18 protein-coding genes are annotated in these 19780 nt (G+C 68.0%); 8 read left to right on the top strand and 10 right to left on the bottom strand.

The genetic code is table 11. The features are described from left to right. Nucleotides 1-202: 202 nt before the first annotated feature. On the bottom strand, nucleotides 203-991 hold the full coding sequence (locus tag O3I_RS06105; protein WP_014982025.1) for an SWIM zinc finger family protein: 789 nt from the start codon (nucleotides 989-991) through the stop codon (nucleotides 203-205). After that, nucleotides 988-4230 (bottom strand): DEAD/DEAH box helicase, encoded by a 3243-nt coding sequence (locus tag O3I_RS42420; RefSeq protein ID WP_014982024.1) that lies wholly within the window; start codon nucleotides 4228-4230, stop codon nucleotides 988-990. The genes O3I_RS06105 and O3I_RS42420 overlap by 4 nt, the downstream gene beginning before the upstream one ends. Before the next feature lie 148 nt (nucleotides 4231-4378). Here O3I_RS42420 and O3I_RS06090 point away from each other — a divergent pair, with 148 nt between their 5' ends. Together O3I_RS06090 and O3I_RS06085 are read left to right on the top strand one after the other, a co-directional pair. After that, on the top strand, nucleotides 4379-4741 hold the full coding sequence (locus tag O3I_RS06090; protein ID WP_014982023.1) for a hypothetical protein: 363 nt from the start codon (nucleotides 4379-4381) through the stop codon (nucleotides 4739-4741). A gap of 79 nt (nucleotides 4742-4820) precedes the next feature. After that, nucleotides 4821-5525: an HNH endonuclease family protein gene (locus O3I_RS06085; protein ID WP_014982022.1), complete on the top strand. Its 705-nt coding sequence runs from the start codon at nucleotides 4821-4823 to the stop codon at nucleotides 5523-5525. Between the two features lie 9 nt (nucleotides 5526-5534). Here the strand turns inward: O3I_RS06085 and O3I_RS06080 are convergent, their stop codons facing one another. After that, complete coding sequence (locus O3I_RS06080; RefSeq protein ID WP_081593904.1) at nucleotides 5535-6353, bottom strand: sulfurtransferase; 819 nt, start codon at nucleotides 6351-6353, stop codon at nucleotides 5535-5537. A gap of 201 nt (nucleotides 6354-6554) precedes the next feature. On the opposite strand from O3I_RS06080, the gene O3I_RS06075 reads away from it, so the two are divergent. Continuing rightward, nucleotides 6555-7784 (top strand): benzoate/H(+) symporter BenE family transporter, encoded by a 1230-nt coding sequence (locus O3I_RS06075; RefSeq protein WP_014982020.1) that lies wholly within the window; start codon nucleotides 6555-6557, stop codon nucleotides 7782-7784. Nucleotides 7785-7830: 46 nt separating this feature from the next. On the opposite strand, the gene O3I_RS06070 is transcribed toward O3I_RS06075, so the two are convergent. The 4 genes from O3I_RS06070 to O3I_RS06055 form a co-directional block, all read right to left on the bottom strand. Next, a complete protein-coding gene (locus O3I_RS06070; protein ID WP_014982019.1) occupies nucleotides 7831-9225 on the bottom strand; it encodes a uracil-xanthine permease family protein in 1395 nt (464 codons plus the stop codon). A 154-nt stretch (nucleotides 9226-9379) separates the two neighbouring features. Continuing rightward, on the bottom strand, nucleotides 9380-10372 hold the full coding sequence (locus tag O3I_RS06065; RefSeq protein WP_141692206.1) for a hypothetical protein: 993 nt from the start codon (nucleotides 10370-10372) through the stop codon (nucleotides 9380-9382). 184 nt (nucleotides 10373-10556) lie between these two features. Then, nucleotides 10557-11366: an SDR family oxidoreductase gene (locus O3I_RS06060; RefSeq protein WP_014982017.1), complete on the bottom strand. Its 810-nt coding sequence runs from the start codon at nucleotides 11364-11366 to the stop codon at nucleotides 10557-10559. Nucleotides 11367-11409: 43 nt separating this feature from the next. Then, entirely contained in the window at nucleotides 11410-11901 is a 492-nt protein-coding gene (locus O3I_RS06055; protein WP_029897892.1) for an Lrp/AsnC family transcriptional regulator, read from the bottom strand. Between the two features lie 170 nt (nucleotides 11902-12071). Here O3I_RS06055 and O3I_RS44710 point away from each other — a divergent pair, with 170 nt between their 5' ends. Next, nucleotides 12072-12803 carry a hypothetical protein gene (locus tag O3I_RS44710; RefSeq protein WP_141692205.1) on the top strand — a complete coding sequence of 244 codons (732 nt, stop codon included), beginning with the start codon at nucleotides 12072-12074 and terminating at the stop codon, nucleotides 12801-12803. Here the strand turns inward: O3I_RS44710 and O3I_RS06050 are convergent. Further along, the gene (locus O3I_RS06050) at nucleotides 12800-13861 is read right to left on the bottom strand and encodes a hypothetical protein (protein WP_141692204.1); all 1062 of its coding nucleotides are present in this window, start codon (nucleotides 13859-13861) and stop codon (nucleotides 12800-12802) included. The two genes, O3I_RS44710 and O3I_RS06050, sit on opposite strands and share 4 nt — an antisense overlap. A 214-nt stretch (nucleotides 13862-14075) precedes the next feature. Here O3I_RS06050 and O3I_RS06045 point away from each other — a divergent pair, with 214 nt between their 5' ends. The 4 genes from O3I_RS06045 to O3I_RS06030 all read left to right on the top strand — a co-directional run bounded on the left by O3I_RS06045 (nucleotide 14076) and on the right by O3I_RS06030 (nucleotide 18240). Continuing rightward, nucleotides 14076-14399: a hypothetical protein gene (locus tag O3I_RS06045; RefSeq protein ID WP_014982014.1), complete on the top strand. Its 324-nt coding sequence runs from the start codon at nucleotides 14076-14078 to the stop codon at nucleotides 14397-14399. 293 nt (nucleotides 14400-14692) lie between these two features. Beyond that, nucleotides 14693-15805 carry a pyruvate dehydrogenase (acetyl-transferring) E1 component subunit alpha gene (gene pdhA / locus O3I_RS06040; RefSeq protein WP_014982013.1) on the top strand — a complete coding sequence of 371 codons (1113 nt, stop codon included), beginning with the start codon at nucleotides 14693-14695 and terminating at the stop codon, nucleotides 15803-15805. Further along, nucleotides 15802-16785 (top strand): alpha-ketoacid dehydrogenase subunit beta, encoded by a 984-nt coding sequence (locus O3I_RS06035; RefSeq protein ID WP_014982012.1) that lies wholly within the window; start codon nucleotides 15802-15804, stop codon nucleotides 16783-16785. The genes pdhA and O3I_RS06035 overlap by 4 nt, the downstream gene beginning before the upstream one ends. A 30-nt stretch (nucleotides 16786-16815) precedes the next feature. After that, a complete protein-coding gene (locus O3I_RS06030) occupies nucleotides 16816-18240 on the top strand; it encodes a dihydrolipoamide acetyltransferase family protein (protein WP_014982011.1) in 1425 nt (474 codons plus the stop codon). Between the two features lie 94 nt (nucleotides 18241-18334). On the opposite strand, the gene O3I_RS06025 is transcribed toward O3I_RS06030, so the two are convergent. Continuing rightward, nucleotides 18335-18724: an acyl-CoA thioesterase gene (locus O3I_RS06025; RefSeq protein ID WP_051066903.1), complete on the bottom strand. Its 390-nt coding sequence runs from the start codon at nucleotides 18722-18724 to the stop codon at nucleotides 18335-18337. A 29-nt stretch (nucleotides 18725-18753) separates the two neighbouring features. Continuing rightward, nucleotides 18754-19707, bottom strand: a complete 954-nt coding sequence (locus O3I_RS06020; protein ID WP_014982009.1) for an AraC family transcriptional regulator — start codon at nucleotides 19705-19707, stop codon at nucleotides 18754-18756. Between the last annotated feature and the right edge of the window lie 73 nt (nucleotides 19708-19780).

Here is a 19780-nt window from a genome sequence, read left to right as displayed (position 1 = left end):
GCGCAAGGGCAGCGGCCTGGCAACCTTCGGGCAGTACCCAGACGGTGTGACCGGGCGCACACTGGACGAGGCATCCGGTGTCGGGAAGTCCCGGTCCCTGTGTCACCGGACTCGATCCCGCCCCGAAGGTCCGGCGGCGCCCCGAAAGCCCCGACGCCGGATGCTCACCAAACACGGGCGTGCTCAACGGCAGCCAGCGCCGTCATCCTTCTATCTGGCGATACAGCGCGGCGAGTTCGCGCAGTCCCGCCGCCGCGATCGGCTCCTCCGCCGCGGTCATCCGCATCGCCTTGCGCAACAGCAGCGGATCGAGATCCTCGGTCGCCGGGCGGAATTCGAGCTTCGGCAGCTTCGGCAACTCGATATCGTCGCCGTACGGATCGGTGGAATCCGCTGCGCGCAGGTCACGTTCGATGCCGCCGATCAACGTGTCCAGGTCGAGCCCGCGCAGCGTGAGAATCTCCCGGGGCCGTTCGTCGAGTCGTTCGGCGAGCAGATAGCAGACCGCGGCGACGTGCTTGCACGGCCAGCCGGGGTCCGGGCAGCTACAGCTGAAGTCCAGGTCGGCCGCGGTGGTCGGCAGCAGTAATGGGCCGAGCTCGGTCGGCAGTGCGCCGGAGGCGATCTCGGCCAGCATGCCCGGCGCCTCGCGGATCGTTTCGATCAGCAATTCGAGTTCTTCCTCGCGCAACGGGCGCACCGTGAACACGGCGGTGAACGGGCGCGGCTGGCTGCCCTGCACCTCGGCGGTCACCGCACCTGGCTCGATGTGATAACTCACCACCTGCCCCGCGCGGGCATAGGTCCGGCCGCGCGACATCCGTCCGGGCTCGGCCATCTGCTCCACCGCGTCGACCAAAGCCTTGCCCCACCAGGTACGCCCGAAACCGCCGCGCCTGCTGCGCGCCGCCGCCCCGCCGCGCACCGGACGCCGCTTGCCGAACTGGCTGTAGTCGATGTAAACGCCCCGATCGGGGCCGTCGGTACTCATTCGCCGACCGCCTCGGCGCCGAGCGTGAACAGTTCACGCAGGTCGTCGGTGCTGAGTTCGGTGATCCAGTTCTCCCCCGCACCGATCGCCAGATCGGCGAGTTGCTTTTTGCCGTTGATCATTTCGTCGATCCGCTCCTCGATCGTGTCGACGCAGACCAGTTTGCGCACCTGGACGTTGCGCTGCTGACCGATGCGGAACGCACGGTCGGTGGCCTGATTCTCCACCGCCGGATTCCACCAACGATCCAGGTGCACCACGTGATTGGCGGCGGTGAGATTCAGACCGGTACCACCGGCCTTGAGCGACAACAACATCAGCGAGGGACCGTCCGGCTCCTGGAACCGGGTGACCATGCTGTCGCGCCGCTGCTTGGGCACGCCGCCGTGCAGGAAGGGGATCTCGGTGCCGAAACGTTCGGTCAGATAGGGCGCGATCAGCTCACCGAACTCGCGGAACTGGGTGAACAACAGGGCCTTCTCACCGTCGGCGAGCACCGCGTCCAGCACGTCCTCCACCAGCGCGAGCTTGCCGGAGCGGTGGCTGCCGCGATGCAGGATGCCGGAGCCGTCGCCGAGATAGTGCACCGGATGATTGCACACCTGCTTGAGCCTGGTCAGCGCGCTGAGCACGGCGCCCTTGCGGGCCATGCCCTTCGCGTCCTTGATCTTGGCCAGCATGTCGTCGACCACGGCCTGATACAGCGCGGCCTGCTCGACGGTCAGGTTCGCGCGCACGGTCATCTCGATCTTGTCCGGCAGATCGGTGATCACGGCGGGATCGGTTTTCACCCGGCGCAGCACGAACGGCTGCGTGATCAGGCGCAGCCTGCTGATCGCGTTCTCGTCGCGCTCGCGTTCGATCGGCACGGCGAAACGCGCGCGAAAGGTCTGCGGGCTGCCGAGCATTTTCGGCATCGCGAAATCCATGATGGAACGCAGTTCCTCGAGCCGGTTCTCCACCGGAGTTCCGGTGAGCGCCAACCGATGTCGCGCGGGTACGGCGCGGGCGGCGCGCGCCTGCCTGGTGCCGGCGTTCTTGATGTGCTGCGCCTCGTCGAGCACGATCCGGTCCCACGATTGCCGCTTCAATTCGTCGAGATCCCGGGCGAGCAGCGAATAGGTCGTGATCACCAGATCCGACTCGGCGACCGCCGCGTCCAGCTCCGCCCCCGCATGCCGCCCCGCGCCGTGATGCACCCACACCCGCAGATCCGGCGCGAACCGCTCGGTCTCGCGCTGCCAGTTCCCCACCACCGACATCGGGCACACCAGCAGGGTCGGCCCCACGGCGCGGTCACCGGGCGTGCCGTGCGGCCGAGCCGCCGGGTCCGCCGACGCGGTGGCGCCGCCGCTCGAACTGCCCGTCGCGGGTTCCCGGCTACTGCTCGTCGCGGAACCCTTTGCTGCTTTGCGACGCCGCACGGCATCGAGCGAAATCACCTCCGCGCCTTGAACATCGGTCACGGGGGCACGCCTAGGACCGACTGCCGACGACACATTCGCCGGTGCGTCGACCGACATTCGAGCACCGGTCGCCTCGTCCTCGGCCCGCGTCCCGGACGCACCCGGCCATTCCGAGGTGGTCGCCTCCCCTGTGCCCCCCGGCCGAGCCGCGCCGACCTTCATGCGCGGACCCGCCGACTCGCCCTTCACAGTCGTACTCGTCGATTCCGCACGGCCCTTCTTTCCGGCTTGCGGCGCGGTCCCCCGATCGTCCGCCGTACGGTTCAGCGGGCCACCCCCCACCTCGCGCTCGTGCACCAGCAGCGCGAGCACCTGCACGGTCTTACCCAGGCCCATATCGTCGGCGAGGATCGCGCCGAAACCCATGCGGCTCATAGTCGCCAGCCAGGACAGGCCGCGCTCCTGGTAGGGCCGCAGCTGGGCCTTCAGGCCGACCGGCGGGGCGATCGGTGGCAGCTCGCGGGTCCGGTCCAGGATGTCGGCGGCCCAGCCCGTCGCGGTCACCTCGGTGACCGGCACCTGCTCCACCCGGCCCGCGGCGAGCTCGCCGACCAGGTCCGCGAAGGTGATCTCGGAGGTGTCGGCGTGCGCGGCGACGTAGCGGGCGGCGGCCGCCAGCACCTTGTGATCGGCCTGCACCCAGTCGCCACGCAACTGGACCAGGTCGGACTTGCTCCGGACCAGCCGCTCCATCTCGGCCTTGGTCAGCACGGTGTCGCCCAGCGCGAGTTCCCAGCGGTAGGACACCAGTCCGGGCATGCCGACCGTGCTCTCGGCCGCGGGCACCGCGCTCTCCACCCGCAGGCGCATGGTCGGCGCGCTGACGTTCCAGGCCCGCGGCAGCAGCAACCGGACACCGGACGCCTGCAACGCGTGCGCGCCGTGCTCGACCAGATCGATGACCACCTCGGTGGGCAGCAGCAGATCCATCGAGCGCGGATCGCTCGGCAGGTCGCGCAGCCGCGGATAGGCGCGCTGCGCCTCGCCGAGCTGCTCCCCCGCCACCCGGAGCAGATTCGGATCACTGTGCAGCAGCACAGGACTCGGCGCCTCGCCGTCCAGTCGCAGGCAGACCTCCAGGCGCCACAGTGCCACCGATTCGTCCGCGGTGCCGAGCTCACCGTCGGGTTCGAGCAGGCGCAGCACCAGCTCCGGTTCATCGCCGGTCAGGGTGGCGCGCCAGCGTTCGAGCACCTCGGCCACCTGGTAGCTGCCGTTGTCCAGGGCGACATCGCGGACCAGCGCGTCCACCAGCGGATGCGTCGGCGCGGGCAGATCGACGAGGGCTCGCGCGATGGGATCGGTGAGTTCGCCGACCAGATCGTCGAGCACGGCGTTCGGCCGTCCGGCGACCCGGAGCGCGGCGGGCATCGCGACGGCCAGCTCGGCCAGCCAGGCCCGCTGTCGTTCGCCGCCGACCAGCCGCCAGCGCACCCACCACTGGCCGTCGTCCCGGCGCAATTCCGGCACGATCCGGCCCGCGCGGACCCACCGTTCGATGCCGTGCGCGACATGCGCGAGAAACCGCAGATCGCCGGCGACCGCCGCGGCGGGCAACCGCTGCCGCAAGGCCTCCGCGGCGCTCTGCGGCGCCATCGCGTGCGCGCGGACCTGCTCGGTGGTGCTGCCGCCCGGGCCCGCCACCAGCACCTCTGCCCGGTGCCGGAATTTGGACGCGCTCAATACGCCGCCCAGCGGTTCGGGCAGCGCGGTGAGGGGCGAATCGTGCCAGAGCAGCAACCCGGATCCCGGCGACCACAGACCGTGCAGCATCAGCCCATCCAAGCAGGTGGGTCCGACACGGCTGCGGCCACCGCGATCCCGCTTTTCTGGATTTCTGGGCCGGAGCGGGACATACTTGAATATCCGCTGGTCATCGCAGAAGAATCGCGGTCAGGTGTCAACGGAAGCGGAGGCAGCCATGACGATTCTGCTCCAGGTACTCGAGCAGAGCTTCACGCCGACGACGCCGTGGGAACGGCGCAAATTCACCTTCATCAAGGCCGAGAAGATCGTCGGGATGAGGTTGGACGGCCAGTCCGGCGTCTGGCTGGACCTGTCTCGCCCGGGTGAGTCGCAGCGCCTGGCCCGCACCGTCGACCCGCACGAGGCCATCACCTTCCTGCTGGCCACCTTCGCCAAACTCGCCGAGTGCGAGGAGCGCGGCGGCTCGTGGCTGATCGGGCACGACGGGGCGAACGCCGAATCGATCTCGGCCACCCGGTTCCCGCCGCGGGCCAGCGCGGTCGCCGACGACGATCTGCTGGCCCGCGCCTGGCTGTGACGGTCGCCCGCGCTGCCCCCTGACAACTGCTTCCGCTCGGGTTCTCTGAATGTCGGTCCATACGTGTAGATCTGGCGCCATGGGTGCGGACATTCGGCGTTGGCTTGTGGGCCTCTTCGTGCTGGTGTGCGCCGTCGGCTGCGCTCAATTGGGTGTCGGCGCGGTAGCGCCCGCTCCGGGCAGCCCGACCAGGATCGAACTGGAACAGCTGCTGGCCGCGGTGCGCGTGGTCCCGGATCGGCCGCATCCCGGCGGGTACGAACGCGGGTGCAAACCCGGACAGGGCTGCGTGTTCGGGACCGCGTGGTCCGACGACCACGACGGGCCCGGCGGGCACGACGGCTGCGACACCCGCAACAACGTGCTGGCCCGCCAGCTCGTCGAGGTGAGTTTCCGGCCGGGGACCAACAACTGCGTGGTGGTCGGCGGCACCTTGCACGATCCGTACACCGGCAAACAGCTTTCGTTCACCAAGGCCGATGCGAACGACGTGCAGATCGATCACGTGTATCCGCTGGCCGCGGCCTGGGATCTGGGCGCGGCCGGCTGGCCGCTGGAGCAGCGGGTCCGGTTCGCCAACGACCTCGAGGTCAACCTGCTCGCCACCGAAGGCCGCACCAACCAGGCCAAGGGCGACAAGACCCCGGCGCAGTGGCTGCCGCCGGCGCGGGCCAACCACTGCTTCTACGCGGGCCGGTATCTCACCGCCGCCGCCCGGTACGACCTGCCGGTGACCGCGGCGGACAGCGCGGCCCTGCAGGCGGTGGCCCGCACCTGCCCGTGAACCGGCCGGTCAGGCTCCCGTGGCGACCGGCCGCTTCGGGTCGTTCGACCACTGCGACCAGGAACCGGGGTACAGCGCCGCCTCGATACCGGCGACGGCCAGCGCCGCGACCTGATGTGCGGCGGTGACGCCCGAGCCGCAGTACACCGCGACCGGCTCGTCGGTGAATCCCGAGAAACGGTCACGCAATTCGGCGGGCGCGCGGAAACGGCCGTCGGCATCCAGGTTCTCGGCGGTGGGTGCGCTGACGGCGCCGGGGATGTGGCCGGCCCGCGGATCGATCGGCTCGACCTCGCCGCGATACCGCTCGCCCGCGCGCGCGTCGAGCAGATGGCCGCGCCAGCGGGCGGCGGCGTCGGCGTCGATGACCGGCAGATGCCCCGGAGTCAGCTCGACATCACCCGGTTCCGGATCGGATTCGGTGCCGGTGGCCAGCGCGCCGTCCGCGTTGGTCCACCCGGGCAGTCCGCCGTCGAGAATCCGCACGTCGGCGATGCCCGCCCAGCGCAGCAGCCACCAGGCGCGGGCCGCCGCCATGCCGCCGGTCGCGTCGTAGACCACCACCGCGTCGCCCTGGCGGATTCCCCAGCTGCGCGCGCACTTCTCCAGCTGCGCGATATCGGGCAGCGGATGCCGGCCGCGGGCGGGCGACGGCGGCGCGGCCAGCTCGGTTTCCATGTCGACGAACACCGCGCCGGGGATGTGGCCGGCCAGATAGTGTTGCGGGCCGTCCGGGTCGCCTAGCGCCCAGCGCACGTCCAGTAGGCGAACTTGCCTGCCCGACAAGGCTTCTCGAAGCTCCACCGGCGAGATCAGTACCGCGCTCAACCCAGCTCCTCGTTCAGAAATCGCACCTTCGCGCACCGAATGCCCTCAACATTACGCATCTGAGCAGGGCAATGTGGCTGCACCCCAGCACTACTCGCCGGTAGCGGGCGGCGTCGCGAGCCCTCGACCGCCGCCGAATTCAGTCCAGTTTCCCCGCACTGGCCCGTGACTGGCAGTCCAGTTGCGGGCAGGATCGCCACAATGTCGAACCTTTCCCCGGCGCCCGCGGCACCCGTCGAGGACCACGAACCACCCGCCACCGACCGGGCCGCGGTCGGGCTCGGACAACCGCTCGGCGCGGGCGCGGTCACCGCGCTGGTGGGCTTCACCAGCTCGTTCGCGGTGGTGCTGAGCGGACTCACGGCCGTCGGCGCGAGTTCGGCGCAGGCGGCGTCGGGACTGCTCGCGGTGTGCCTGACCCCGGCGATCGGCATGATGCTGCTCAGCTTCCGGTATCGGATGCCGATCACGCTGGCCTGGTCCACCCCCGGCGCGGCGCTGCTCGCGAGCACGGGTGCGGTGGCGGGCGGCTGGCCCGCCGCGGTCGGCGCGTTCGCGATCACCGGGGTGTTGATCGTGATCACCGGCCTGTGGCAGCGGTTGGGCAACCTGGTCGCCGCCATTCCGGTCGAAATCGCCCAGGCCATGCTCGCCGGCGTGCTGCTGCCGTTGTGCCTGGCGCCGGTCAAAGCGGTCCAGACCAGCCCGGCGGTGGTGGTGCCGGTGATCCTGGTCTGGCTGATCCTGCAACGCTTCGCCAAGCGCTGGGCGGTGATCGCGGCCTTCGGCACCGCGGCGCTCGGCTCCGGCATCAGCATCGTCGTGCAGCATCGGCACCTCGACTTCGCCGCGATGGTGCCGACGGTGGAATTGACTGTTCCGCAATGGAATTGGCAGGCGATCGTCGGCGTCTCGATACCGCTCTACATCGTCACCATGGCCTCGCAGAACATTCCGGGCACCGCGGTCATGAAATCGTTCGGCTACCTGGTGCCCTGGCGCGCGGCGATGACCGTGACCGGCCTCGGCACGATCCTCGGCGCGCCCGCGGGCGGCCACGCCATCAACCTCGCCGCGATCAGCGCGGCGCTGTCCGCCGCGCCCGCCGCACATCCCGATCCGAAGAAGCGCTGGCTCGCCACCTTCACCGCGGGCAGTGTCTACCTCGGCATCACACTCGCCTCGGCCGCCGTGGTCACGTTCATCGCCACCGCCCCCAGGGGTGTGCTGGAAACCGTTGCGGGCCTTGCCCTGCTGACCACCTTGGCGGCCGCGCTCACCGGCGCGCTCAGCTCCGAAAAGCACCGCGAGGCAGGCGTGATCACCTTTCTCATCGCCGCCTCGGGTGTCGGCTTCGCCGGGATCGGCGCCGCCTTCTGGGCACTGCTCGCCGGACTGGTCGCGCGAAAAGTGTTGTCGCTGCGGCAGTGAACGAGTTCGGGGCCGGTGCGACAGCGGCGGGGCAGGCAGGTGCACCCTAGGCCGGTGCGGTGCCGGTTGCGATCGGGGGCGAATCCAGTTGCGCGGCGGGCTCATCGATCAGCTCAGGCACTTCGTCGCGCCGCGCGTACACGCCGATCCGGCTGTGGTTGAACAGCAGGTTCAGCGTGAAAACGGTGACCGCGCCCATCGCGATACCGCTGTCCAGCAGGATCTGCACCGACGACGGGAACTTGTCGAACATGCCTTTCGCCAGCACCGGCACCAGCCCGACGCCGAGCGAGGTGGCGACGATGACGGCGTTGACCCGGTCGCCGAGTTCGGCCTTGCGCAGGGTGTCGATGCCGACGATGGCGATCGTCGCGAACAGGACCAGCCCGACCCCGCCGACCACCGGTTTGGGCACCGCCGCGACGACCTCCCCCAAACGCGGCAGCACCCCGAGCACCACCAGGATCGCGCCGCTGGTCGCGGTCACGTAGCGGCTGTGCACCCGGGTCGCCGCGACCGCTCCGACATTCTGGTTGAACATCGAATCCACGAACGCGGTGAACACACCGCCCAGCACGCCGGAGAGTCCGTCACCGATCAGGCCGCGCGCCAAATCGGCTCTGCCGACCGGTTTTCCGGTGATCTCGCTGATCGCCAGCATGCTCGCCGTCGACTCGGCGAACACGATCGCCATCACGATGCTCATCGCGACCACCGCCGCGATCGGAAACTGCGGGGCCCCGAAATGGAACGGTTCAGGCAGGCCCACCCAGGCGGCGTTCCCGATGCCGTCGGTGACCACCAGCCCCATCGGCACCGCGAGCGCGATCCCGACCGCCAGTGCGAACAACACCCCGAGCTGCGACCACATCCCGCGCGCGACGCACATGAAGCCGACCGCGAGCACCACCACCACGGCCGCGAGTCCGATATGGGACGGCGCGGCGAACGACGGCGCCGACGGGTCGTTCCCGATGATCAGCCGGCCGGCCGATCCGATCAGCGAGACCCCGACGATGGTGAGCACCGTCCCGGATACCAGCGGCGGAAAGAACCGGGCCATCCGGGCGAACGGCCAGGCCAGCGCCATCCCGACCACACCGCCGATCATCATCGACCCGTACACCGCGGCCAGCCCGTACTCCTTGGCGATCAACACCATCGGATCCAGCGCGATGAACGTCGCCCCGCAGATGATGGGCAGCCGCGCGCCCGCGAGTTTGCCGAGGCCCAGGCTCTGCACCAGCGTGATCACCCCGGCGATCAGCAGGTCCGCGCTGATCAGCAGCCCGACCGTGCTCCGGTCCAGACCCACCGCCGCCCCGAACACCAGCGGCACGGTGATGCACCCGGTGTACATGATCAGAACATGCTGGATGCCGAAGGTCAGCTGCCGCCCGAACGGCAACCTGCGATCGACAGAATGCGCCGCCTCTCCCATAGGTAAACAACTAGTCGCCGTTCTTTACGGCAAACCCCCGGCAATGTTTCCCCCACGTGACATCACACCCCCACTTTCCCGCACCCCTTCCGTCTCCCCGCACCCACTGTGGCATGGCATAGCGGGTGCGGGAAGACGGAAGGGGTGCGGGGAGTCAGGGGCGCATCGGCACGGGGTGAACCTCCGGCCGGAGCCCTTCAGGGAGCGCCGCGGGGGTAAGGGTGACGCGGGGCGGCGGCATTCGCCGGGCCCGCTCGACGGCGCGTTGCCAGCGCAGCGCTGCCGCAGTGCCGTCGAGGTCCTGCCACGTCCAGCGGACCATCAGCATTCCGGTCTCGCGGATCGCGTCCTCGCGAAGCTTCTCCTCGAAAAGTGCGTCGGCCGGCTCTTGGCCCGGTTTCAGCAGCCTGCCGTATTTGACCCTGCCGTCGAATTCGCCCACGACCCCGGCGGCCGCGTCGTAGAAATCGACACGGCCCAAGAGTTTGCCTGTCGCGGTGAACAATTGCCCTTGTTGAGCCGGAATCGATAACCCGTTTCGGTGAAACATCACCCGGCTGCGCGATTCGCCGACGCTCTCGCTGTGCCCGTCGAGCAAGCCGATTGTTCTGTGCGCCTGCGTTATCCCGCGGCGTCGAGCGGCGAGTGCCAGCTCCGTTGCCAATTCGGTGGGCGTGATGCCCAGCGTGCGCATGGCTGCGTCACCGACGACTACCGCTTGCTCGCACGGCAAGGTGCGAGCCAGATCGACCACGGTTCGTGCCGGGGTAGTGACCCAATACCCGTCGATCTCGACGACACCATCCGATATCGGGGCGCAGTGCACCTTCATCGCGTGCCGAACTCGCCCGCCGTTACACCGATCCCTGGTGACGTGCACCAGGTCCAATGGCGTTGCCCACAGCGGCAATCCGTACAGCACCGCCGCGGACTGGTGGCTGACGATCGCATCGTGGGCCAGCGCCGGCAGGGTCGAATCGATCAGCAGCCTGTGTCGATCGATCGAGTCGAGGCCGTCGAACTCCGCGGCCTCGACATAGCAGCCACGACGCAGTCGATGCCACCGGCTACCGCGATAGCGCCGACGGATGTCGTGATCGGTATAGCCGTCTACGAGTGCGTTTTGCCGCCGTTGAATCTCGCCCATGGCGACATGCTCGTCCGATCGGCCCCCGCCGACCACCGGCCAGGAAGCAATTGTGGATAACTCGGGGGTGTTGAAGGAAGGTGCTGACCTAGAACGCACCCCTTCTGCGTTCCCGCACCCGCTATGCCAGGCCGCAGCGGGTGCGGGAAGACGGAAGGGGTGCGGGGAGTCGGAACTGGTGCGACTACGTCGCGCGCAGGGTGGCTTGGAAGCGGCGCATGCCGTCCAGCCAGCGGTCGTAGTCGGCGCCCTTGTAGCGGTACATCTTCAGGACCTCGGGGTGGGGCAGGATCAGGAAGTGTTCGGCGTCGAGGGCTGCCAGGACGACCTCGGCCACCTCGTCCGGGGAGAGGACCGGGCCCGCGGTGGTCACCGCTTTCACGGCGAGCTCGGCGTCGGCGGTGAATTCCCCCGGGACCAGGCCGGTGTGCAGGAGTTGGGTGTCGACACCCATCGGGCACAGGCAGCTGACTCGAATTCCCTTGTCGCCGTAGGTAACCGACAGCCACTCGGCGAAGCCGACGGCGGCGTGTTTGGAGACCGCGTAAGGGGCTGAACCGAGTTGGGTCAGCAGGCCCGCCGCCGACGCGGTGGAAACGAAGTATCCGCCACCGCGCGCGGACCATTCGGGGACCAGCAGGCGAGCGGCCCGCACGTGGGCGAGCACATTGACCTCTAGCGCGGCGGCCCACTGCGCGTCGGTGCTGTCCAAGCCGCCGCCACCGCCGATCCCCGCATTTGCGAAATACAGGTCCACCGGGCCGAATTCGGTCGCGGCGCGTTCGATCAAGCCGCGAATCACCTGCTCGTCGGTGACGTCCCCACCCATCGCGACCGCGCCCGCGCCGAGCGATTCGGCAACGCGGGTCGCACTGGCGGCATCGAGGTCGGCGAGCACCACCCGAGCCCCGGCGGCGACGAGCGCCTTCGCCAGCGCCGCCCCGATCCCCGCGCCCGCCCCCGTGACGATGGCAACCTTGCCTGAAATCTCCATCTCCGCACCTTAATCAACCGCGCCGCGGGTGGCGCGCCCCCGCTCAGTTCGCGCCGGCCAGCCGGTCCAGCAGCGGGGCGGTGCGCGGGCCGACCAGTTCGCGCATGACCAGCGCCATGTTGGTGCGCTCCACGCCGGGGATCTTCAGTATCTGTCCGGCGATTCGATACAGATCGTCGGCGTCCTTCGCGACCACCCGCACGGTCAGGTCGGTGAGCCCGGTCATGCCGCACACCTCGGTGACCTCCGGCACCTCGGCGAGTTCCGTTACCACGGAATCCAATTGGTGCTGATCCACAACCACCGCGACGAACGCGGACAGCGGATAGCCGAGCGCGCGGGGTTGCACTCGACGCTCGAAACTGCCGAGCACCCCGCCCGCCTCCCAGCGCGACAGCCGCGCCTGCACGGTATTGCGGGACAGCCCCAGCCGGGCCGCCAGTTCCACACCCGTGGCTCTCGGATTGGCGACCAGCTCCAGTAACAACCTGGCGTCGGTCGCGTCCAAAGTCACGTCGGCCGTTTCTCTGGTCATGCATCGCAGTATGGCACCACTCCCCCGCCCCAGTGGCCGCTGACCCGGTATTTGTCCAGGCCAGAGCACTTTTGTGAACCACCACGTAGTCACCGGACCGACCCGCCGGCCAGGCCGGGAGCTGCGGGCCCGATCGGGCAGGAGTACGCCGAGAATCGACTCAGGTGCTTATGCCTGCATCGACGGCTGGACGCGAGGGCGGCAATGCCGCTGGGCGGCACCCGGATTCATCGTTCCAGGATTGGTCATTCATGGTGAAAGTCTGCACGTCGGGGATTGCTCGCCACCGAAGCCCCATTTGCAGTGACCTGCCCCACAGAAAGTTCGAGATCTACGCATCGTTCTCACTAAAGGACACGAATGGGTCCGTGCAGCGGCTAGCATCATCGACGCTGCGCGAATTTGCCGCGGTGAACAATGGGGAGGACATGCAGATGAGCAAGACATCGGGCCGCGGCATCCTTTGGCGGACGGGCGGGACAATTGCACTAATCGTAGGGGTGGCGTTCTTCGCACCGTCTACGACGGCAGCACCGCTGCAGACCGCTCGACAGGGAGAATTGGCGGCCCCGATACTGTCGGCAACGCTGACTCCAGATCGAGGTGACGGCCGCGGTCACACAATAGATGTGACGGTCTCCAACCCGAACGCCGAGTTCTCGGGTATCAATTGTTGGGCGTACATGGACGACACGTTCCCGGTCGCCGGAGAACGCAACCCTTTAATCATTTACAGGGACGGCAGAGATCGCGTTTTTCCGGGCCAGACAAAGCAGGCCAGCCTAATTCGCGTACGGGCCGGTGAGCGAGTCATCACAGCGAGTTGCCATGCCGGGGAACAACGTCAGAATACTTATCCGGAGGCGAAGGCGACCCCGATCAAACTGATCGTAGGCGGCTAGTGTGCTGAATTGGTGATCGCCGGTCGAAGTTTGCGGGTAGCAAGCCATCGCCCGACAGGCACCGCAATGGCGAGCACCAGCGTCACGAGGCAGAGCACCGCGGGAGCGATCGCGGCGAACATCGGATCCGGGCGGAACTCGGGGAACTCCGAATCCGTTGGCAGGAAGGAAAGGCCGTAGGCACTCGGGTTGCGGAAGTAACTGAAATTGGCCGCCAACCCGAGAATCGATGCGAGGACCACGAAGACCCAGCCGATCGGTTTGCGCTCGTAAAGCCGCAGCGCGCCGCAGCAGTACAGCAGCCCGACAGCGCTGACTTCGACCGCGACCAAGGTGTACAGCACGATGACGAATACGCTGAGATCGGGCAGATCGCTGCTGCCGGAAGGACTGTCGGCCGCATCGGCCACGAAGGTGATCGATACGGTACTCTGCACGGCAGCGGGTACCACGGCGATCAGCGCCGTCACGATTGTCAGGGCGGTGGCGATGTTCGGGAATCCGGTCGGCTGCGGCTGCACCCGGCTCCGCATGCCCAACCAGATGACGACCACCGCCATCGCGGCGACGCCGGCGAAGACGGCCTGCAGCGTGCTCGTCTGCAGTCCGCCGGACAGGCTCATCCAACTGATTTTGCCGAGACCCTGTGCGCCGTAGGAATCTACGTCGGTGAGGGCAACTTTCACCACGAGAGTGACGAGAGCGGCCGATACACCGACGAGGAGAACCACCACCAACCAGGTCCGGGTTGGTGGCACGAACCTTGCCGAGCGTTCCGGCAGCACCGGGACCTGGCCCGCTTCACTTCGCGCGGCCCGCCACCGCAGCAGAATCGCCGCCGTGGCGGTGGCACCGGCGACACCGGCGAAGACGACACCAGTGCCGATGGAAGGCCCGTTGTAGGTCGAACGAGTGTCGTTGCCGCCGTTCGCAATCACACCCATGAGTCCGGCGCCGACCACTGCGGCGACGGCGATGACCCACGGTGCGGAATCGTGCCGCAGCAGTCCGCAGATACCGACCCCGACCAAGCACGCGACGCTCAGCGGCAGGCTCATTCCGAAGACATCGAACCAATCATCCCAGGGTGTTTCCCAACAGAGAGTTACGTAGAAATTCGCCCACGACGCGACAAAAGCGGCCACAGCGGCGAGCTGTGCGAGGTAGGCGATCCCGGCCATACGATTGCGCGTAGACGCACGCGCAGAAGCGAACATGCGGTCAAGCTAGCAGCGGCTGTCTGGTCAGTTGTGTTGAATCCGTGGAGATTTGGTGCGGGTTCCCGGTGGCGGGCGGCTGTTCGGAGTGAGCGGCGATAGGTTGCAGGGCAACGGCCCGTGGTCCCGCTGCACGGGTGGAACCCTCCCGGTAGGAAGCGAATGCGCGGGCGAGTGCCGCACCTATGTCGACGCGGGCACCGGCCTCATGGCATACAGCACTTTGGCCGTCCAGTTGGCGGTGCTGGTGTTGATGGTGCGGAGCCTGTCACGCCGGCACATCGTCCTGATGTGGCCGCTGGTGTCGATTCTGGTGCTGGTCGCTGTCGGGATAGTCAGCTTCTTGCTCGTCGCGCATGGACTCGACTCGTCGGGATAGCGGCGAGGCCCGGTGCTGCGAGGCCGACACGCCCATAAATCTCGGTCCCTCCGACCACGGTCTACTGCCGTGTCATGTGAGTCCGATTCGTCCCATATTTCGACCGCGCAGCCAACCTCGGGGCCATCTTCGCTGATCGCACGCATCGCTGGTCATTCGACGCAGCATGACAGCAACGTACTGGTCGGAATTGAGCATTCTGCGCATTCGCGTGTCGTTCACTTGCGCACATCGCATTCTCGTGGATGCTGTGAGGTAGAGCACACGCGCACCCCGTGAGGAGGCGGACCCCGATGCCAGAGAAGATCGATTATCCGGTCCAATTGGTCCAGCCCGACGGACGGCGCGTCCTAGCTCGCGAGTACGCCGCTCTGGTCGCCGATATCGGCCCCGATCAACTGCGGGACCTATACGAGGACATGGTCGTCACCCGGCGCATCGACACCGAGGCGACCGCCCTGCAACGCCAGGGACAACTGGGCCTGTGGGCGCCGCTGCTGGGACAGGAAGCCACCCAGGTCGGTTCGGCCCGCGCGCTGCACCCCGACGACTACGTGTTCTGCAGCTACCGCGAGGCGGCCGTCGCCTACTGCCGGGGGGTGCATCCCACCGAGATCACCCGGATGTGGCGCGGTGTCGCGCATTCGTGCTGGGATCCGAACGCGGTCAACATGACCAATCCGAATATCATCGTCGGCTCGCAGGGGCTGCACGCGACGGGTTACGCGTACGCCGCGCATCTGGAAGGCGCGGAGATCGCGACGATCACCTACTTCGGCGACGGCGCGAGCAGCCAGGGCGATATCGCCGAGGCGCTGGGTTTCGCGGCGAGCTGGAGCGCGCCGGTGGTGTTCCTCTGCCAGAACAACCACTGGGCGATCAGCGAACCGGTCCGGGTGCAGAGCCAGACCCCGATCGTGCGCCGCGCCTACGGTTACGGCATTCCGGGCGTGCAGGTCGACGGCAACGACGTGCTCGCGGTGCTGGCGGTGACGCGGCAGGCGATCGCGCGAGCCCGCAGCGGCGGCGGTCCGTCGTTCATCGAGGCGCTCACCTATCGGATGGGTCCGCACACGACCGCCGACGACCCCACCCGCTACCGCTCGTCCGCCGAGACCGAAGAGTGGGCGCGCCGCGATCCGATCGATCGGCTGCGCCGACTGCTCGAACGAGAGTCGTTGTTCGACAACGAGTTCCAGCGCCACGTCGCCGAGCACGCCGACGAGGTGGCCCGGCAGGTGCGCACCTCGACCATCGATATGACCGATCCGGCACCGATCGACCTGTTCGATCACGTCTATGCCACCCCGCATGCGCTCATCACCGAAGAGCGACGGGAATACGCGGAGTATCTGGCTGGCGATCCCAGCGATGCGGCCGCGCGACCGGAAGGAGTCCCTTCATGATCACCACTTTCGCCGGCGCATTGAACACCGGATTGCGGCGCGCACTGGAGGACGACCCCAAAGTACTGCTCATGGGCGAGGACATCGGGCGGCTGGGCGGGGTGTTCCGGGTGACCGACGCCTTGCAGAAGGACTTCGGCAACAATCGAGTCGTCGACACTCCGCTGGCCGAATCCGGCATCGTGGGAACGGCTTTCGGCATGGCGCTGCGCGGCTTCCGGCCGGTGTGCGAGATCCAGTTCGACGGCTTCGTCTATCCCGCCTTCGATCAGATCGTCTCGCATGTGGCGAAGATCCACTACCGGACGCAGGGAAAGGTGATCGCGCCCATCACGATTCGCATTCCGTTCGGTGGCGGGATCGGTTCGGTGGAGCACCATTCGGAATCGCCGGAAGCCTACTTCGCGCACACCGCCGGGTTGCGCGTGATGACGCCGAGCAACCCCGCCGACGCGTATCTGATGATCCGCCAAGCGATCGCACTGGACGACCCGGTGATCTTCTTCGAGCCGAAGCGGCGCTACTGGGACAAGGCCGAGGTCGATTTCCTCGCTTTGGACCGCGACGGGGATCTACCGCTGGACCGTGCCAGGGTCTGCACCGTAGGCGGCGACGCCACCGTCGTCGCCTACGGCGGCACCGTGGCCACCGCGTTGACGGCCGCGAAAATCGCTGCGGAAGAAGGGCATGCGCTGGAGGTGATCGACCTGCGCAGCCTCTCGCCGATCGATTTCGACACCATTGAGGAGTCGGTGGCCAAGACCGGCAGGCTGGTCATCACGCACGAGGCCCCGGTGTTCGCGGGTCTCGGCGCCGAGATCGCGGCGCGGATCACCGAGCGGTGCTTCTATCACCTGGAGGCGCCGGTGCTGCGCGTCGGCGGATTCGATATCCCGTATCCCCCCGCTAAGCTCGAGAAGTTCCATCTCCCCGATCCCGACCGCATTCTCGCCGCGGTCGATCGAACGCTCGCCGCCTGACGCCGGTACGCCGCAGTGAGAGGTGCCCACGTGGAAGATCGCGCCAACGAGCCCGGCTCGGGGAACGTCCTGGAATTCCGCCTCCCTGATCTCGGGGAAGGTCTTGCCGACGCCGAACTGGTCTCCTGGCTGGTGGGTGTCGGCGACGACGTGGCACTCAACCAGACGATCGCCGAGGTGGAGACGGCGAAGGCGGTGGTGGCACTGCCTTCGCCGTTCGCCGGGCGGGTGGTCGAGCTGCTCGCGGAACCGGGCGAGACCGTGCTGGTCGGGGCGCCGCTGATCCGCGTGCAGAGTGAGCAAGCGCCGGCGCAGCCGCCGCAGGACAGCGCGGCGGGTGAGACGAACAACGGACGGACCGCGGTGCTCGTGGGCTACGGGCCGGAGGGGGAAACCGTATCCCGGCGGCGCAGGCCTGCCGCCGCGGCGAACCCCGCCCCGCCGCAGGGCGGTGACACGCCCGATTCGATCCCCGAACAGCCTGCGGCGCAGCTGGTTTCGTCGACTGACCCAGAACAGTCCGACAGCAGACCACAACTGTCCGCCGGGCGAGCCGCCGCAACACCCGCGGCGCGCAGGCTCGCTCGCGAGATCGGCATCGATCTGTGGTTCGTCGCGGGTTCCGGACCCGGCGGTGCGGTCACCGTGGACGACGTGCGCGGCGCGGTGCCGGTCTCGCAACCGCGCACGACGGCGCCCAGGCCGGGGCCTGCCGCGGTCACCGACCCGCACGCGGGGGTGAGCCGGCCATCGGCTCGGGAGGAGCGGGTGCCGATCACCGGCGTGCGCAAACGCACCGCCGCGGCCATGTTGGCCAGTGCCCGCACCATTCCGCAGGCCAGCACCTTCGTCACCCTCGATTGCACCGCGTCGGTGGAATTGCTCGACCATCTACGCAGCACGAAACCTTTTGCCGGACTTACCCTCACCCCGCTCGCGCTGGTGGCGAAATCGGCGCTCGCCGCGCTCACCGAATTTCCCGGTATCAATACTTTTTGGGACGAACCGAATCAGGAAATCGTCACCAAGCACTACGTGAATCTCGGGATCGCGGTGGCGACCGACCGCGGCCTGCTGGTACCGAACATCAAAGAAGCACAGTCACTGAGCCTGCGCGACCTGACCCGCGAGATCGGCTGGCTGGCCGAGACCGCCCGATCCGGCGGCGCGAGCCCCACCGACCTGCGCGGCGGCACCTTCACCATCACCAACGTCGGCGTCTTCGGCGTCGACACCGGCGTTCCGCTGGTGAATCCCGGGGAGGCGGCAATCCTGTGCCTGGGGTCGATCCGCAAGCGCCCGTGGGTATTCCGGGACGAACTCGCGGTCCGCTGGGTCACCACCCTGGGCATCAGTTTCGATCACCGGATGATCGACGGCGAATTAGCCTCCCGCTTCCTGTCGACGACCGCCGCCCTACTAGAGGATCCACTAACCCTCCTCAGCCGCATCTGACGCACCCTCTCCAGCTTCCCGCACCCTTTTCGCCTTCCCGCACCCGCTGTGGCGTGGCATAGCGAGTGCGGGAAGACAGAAGGGGTGCGGGAAGTCAGGTGGTCAATTGCGCTGCGGCAGTGCGGATCACGGCGGGGATCTCGACGGGTTTGCGGCTCTCGGCGTCCACGTAGACGTGCACGAAGGTGCCCGTGGCGGCGAGTTCGAGGTCGTTGTCGGCTTCGCGGAAGATGGCGAGATCGTAGGTGATGCTGGACCGGCCCAGGCGGGAGATGCGCAGGCCGACCTGGAGCCGGTCGGGGAAGCTGAGCGAGCCGACGTACTGGCAGGAGGTCTGCGCGACGACGCCGAGCGCGGGCAGCTCACGGATATCGGTGCCGGTGGCGTGCATCAACCACGCGTTCACCGCGGTGTCGAAGTACGAGTAGTAGGTCACGTTGTTCACGTGCCCGTAGTGGTCGTTGTCCGCCCACCGGGTCGGCATCGGCCAGAGCACCGGATACTGCTGCTGCGTCACCCGGCCGACACTAGCTCAGCCGGGTTCGCGCCCTGCCGGTGGTCGCGCGGGCTGACGCCGAAGTGGCGTTTGAACGCGGCACTGAGGGCGAACGCGCTGCCGTATCCGACCTGGCGGGCGATGGACTCGATGGTCGCGTCGGATTCGGCGAGCAGGTCCGCGGCCAGCGCCAGCCGCCACTCGGTGAGGAAGGACATCGGCGGCTCGCCGACCAGATCGGTGAAGCGCCGGGCCAGCGCGGCCCTGGACACCCCGACCGCCTCGGCCAGGCCGGCCACCGTCCAGCCGTGCGCCGGATTGTGCTGCAGCAGCCGCAGCGCCTTGCCCACGAGCGGATCACTGTAGGCGTGGTACCAGGCGGGCGCGTCGTTGCGGGCGAACCAGGCGCGCAGGGCCGCGATCAGCACCATGTCGAGCAGCCGGTCGAGTACCGCCCCTTGCGCGGGTTCGTCTTTGACCGCCTCGTCGACCAGGATGTCGAGCAGCCGGGTGTCGAAGTCGCCGCGCTGCAACACGATCACCGGCGGCAGCGCGCGCAGCAGCCGCTGGCTGGCCGCGCCCGCCGACTCGTAGGTGCCGGTGATCATCATGGTCGCGCCGTCGGCGTCGGTGCCCCACTGCCGCACGCCGAGACTCAATGTCTCGCAGAGTATTTCACCGTCGGCGGTCTTGGTGACGTTGCCGGGGTGGATGTAGATCTGCGGCTCGGTGGCCGGGTCGTCGGCGACCGTGTAGTGGTCGGGCCCGCGGAAGATCGCGATATCGCCTTCGCACAGCTGACGAGGCGCGTGCTGGCCCAACATGATCCAGGCGCCGCCGCGCACCATCGACACCACGGTGAGCGGGGCCTCGTCCTGGATGTGCAGGGACCAGGGCGGCGCGAGCATCGAACACATCAAGAACGCGCCTCTGGCACGGGGACCTTCGAGCAGACTGGCGAGCGCATCCACGCAATCAACCCTAGACGATTACACATGATCATGAGCTGTTGAACTATGTTCCGTCTCGCCGCACGCGGATGTA

The organism is Nocardia brasiliensis ATCC 700358, assembly GCF_000250675.2.
Classification (GTDB): domain Bacteria; phylum Actinomycetota; class Actinomycetes; order Mycobacteriales; family Mycobacteriaceae; genus Nocardia; species Nocardia brasiliensis_B.
The sequence above is the reverse complement of the archived record's forward strand: the minus strand, read 5'-3'. Positions and strand labels throughout refer to the sequence as shown.

Coding starts and splice junctions, on each gene's coding strand:
- O3I_RS06105 (WP_014982025.1), bottom strand. CDS start 991: ATGAGTACCGACGGCCCCGATCGGGGCGTTTACATCGACTACAGCCAG.
- O3I_RS42420 (WP_014982024.1), bottom strand. CDS start 4,230: ATGCTGCACGGTCTGTGGTCGCCGGGATCCGGGTTGCTGCTCTGGCAC.
- O3I_RS06090 (WP_014982023.1), top strand. CDS start 4,379: ATGACGATTCTGCTCCAGGTACTCGAGCAGAGCTTCACGCCGACGACG.
- O3I_RS06085 (WP_014982022.1), top strand. CDS start 4,821: ATGGGTGCGGACATTCGGCGTTGGCTTGTGGGCCTCTTCGTGCTGGTG.
- O3I_RS06075 (WP_014982020.1), top strand. CDS start 6,555: ATGTCGAACCTTTCCCCGGCGCCCGCGGCACCCGTCGAGGACCACGAA.
- O3I_RS06070 (WP_014982019.1), bottom strand. CDS start 9,225: ATGGGAGAGGCGGCGCATTCTGTCGATCGCAGGTTGCCGTTCGGGCGG.
- O3I_RS06065 (WP_141692206.1), bottom strand. CDS start 10,372: ATGGGCGAGATTCAACGGCGGCAAAACGCACTCGTAGACGGCTATACC.
- O3I_RS06060 (WP_014982017.1), bottom strand. CDS start 11,366: ATGGAGATTTCAGGCAAGGTTGCCATCGTCACGGGGGCGGGCGCGGGG.
- O3I_RS06055 (WP_029897892.1), bottom strand. CDS start 11,901: ATGACCAGAGAAACGGCCGACGTGACTTTGGACGCGACCGACGCCAGG.
- O3I_RS44710 (WP_141692205.1), top strand. CDS start 12,072: ATGCCTGCATCGACGGCTGGACGCGAGGGCGGCAATGCCGCTGGGCGG.
- O3I_RS06050 (WP_141692204.1), bottom strand. CDS start 13,861: ATGAGCCTGCCGCTGAGCGTCGCGTGCTTGGTCGGGGTCGGTATCTGC.
- pdhA (WP_014982013.1), top strand. CDS start 14,693: ATGCCAGAGAAGATCGATTATCCGGTCCAATTGGTCCAGCCCGACGGA.
- O3I_RS06035 (WP_014982012.1), top strand. CDS start 15,802: ATGATCACCACTTTCGCCGGCGCATTGAACACCGGATTGCGGCGCGCA.
- O3I_RS06025 (WP_051066903.1), bottom strand. CDS start 18,724: ATGCCGACCCGGTGGGCGGACAACGACCACTACGGGCACGTGAACAAC.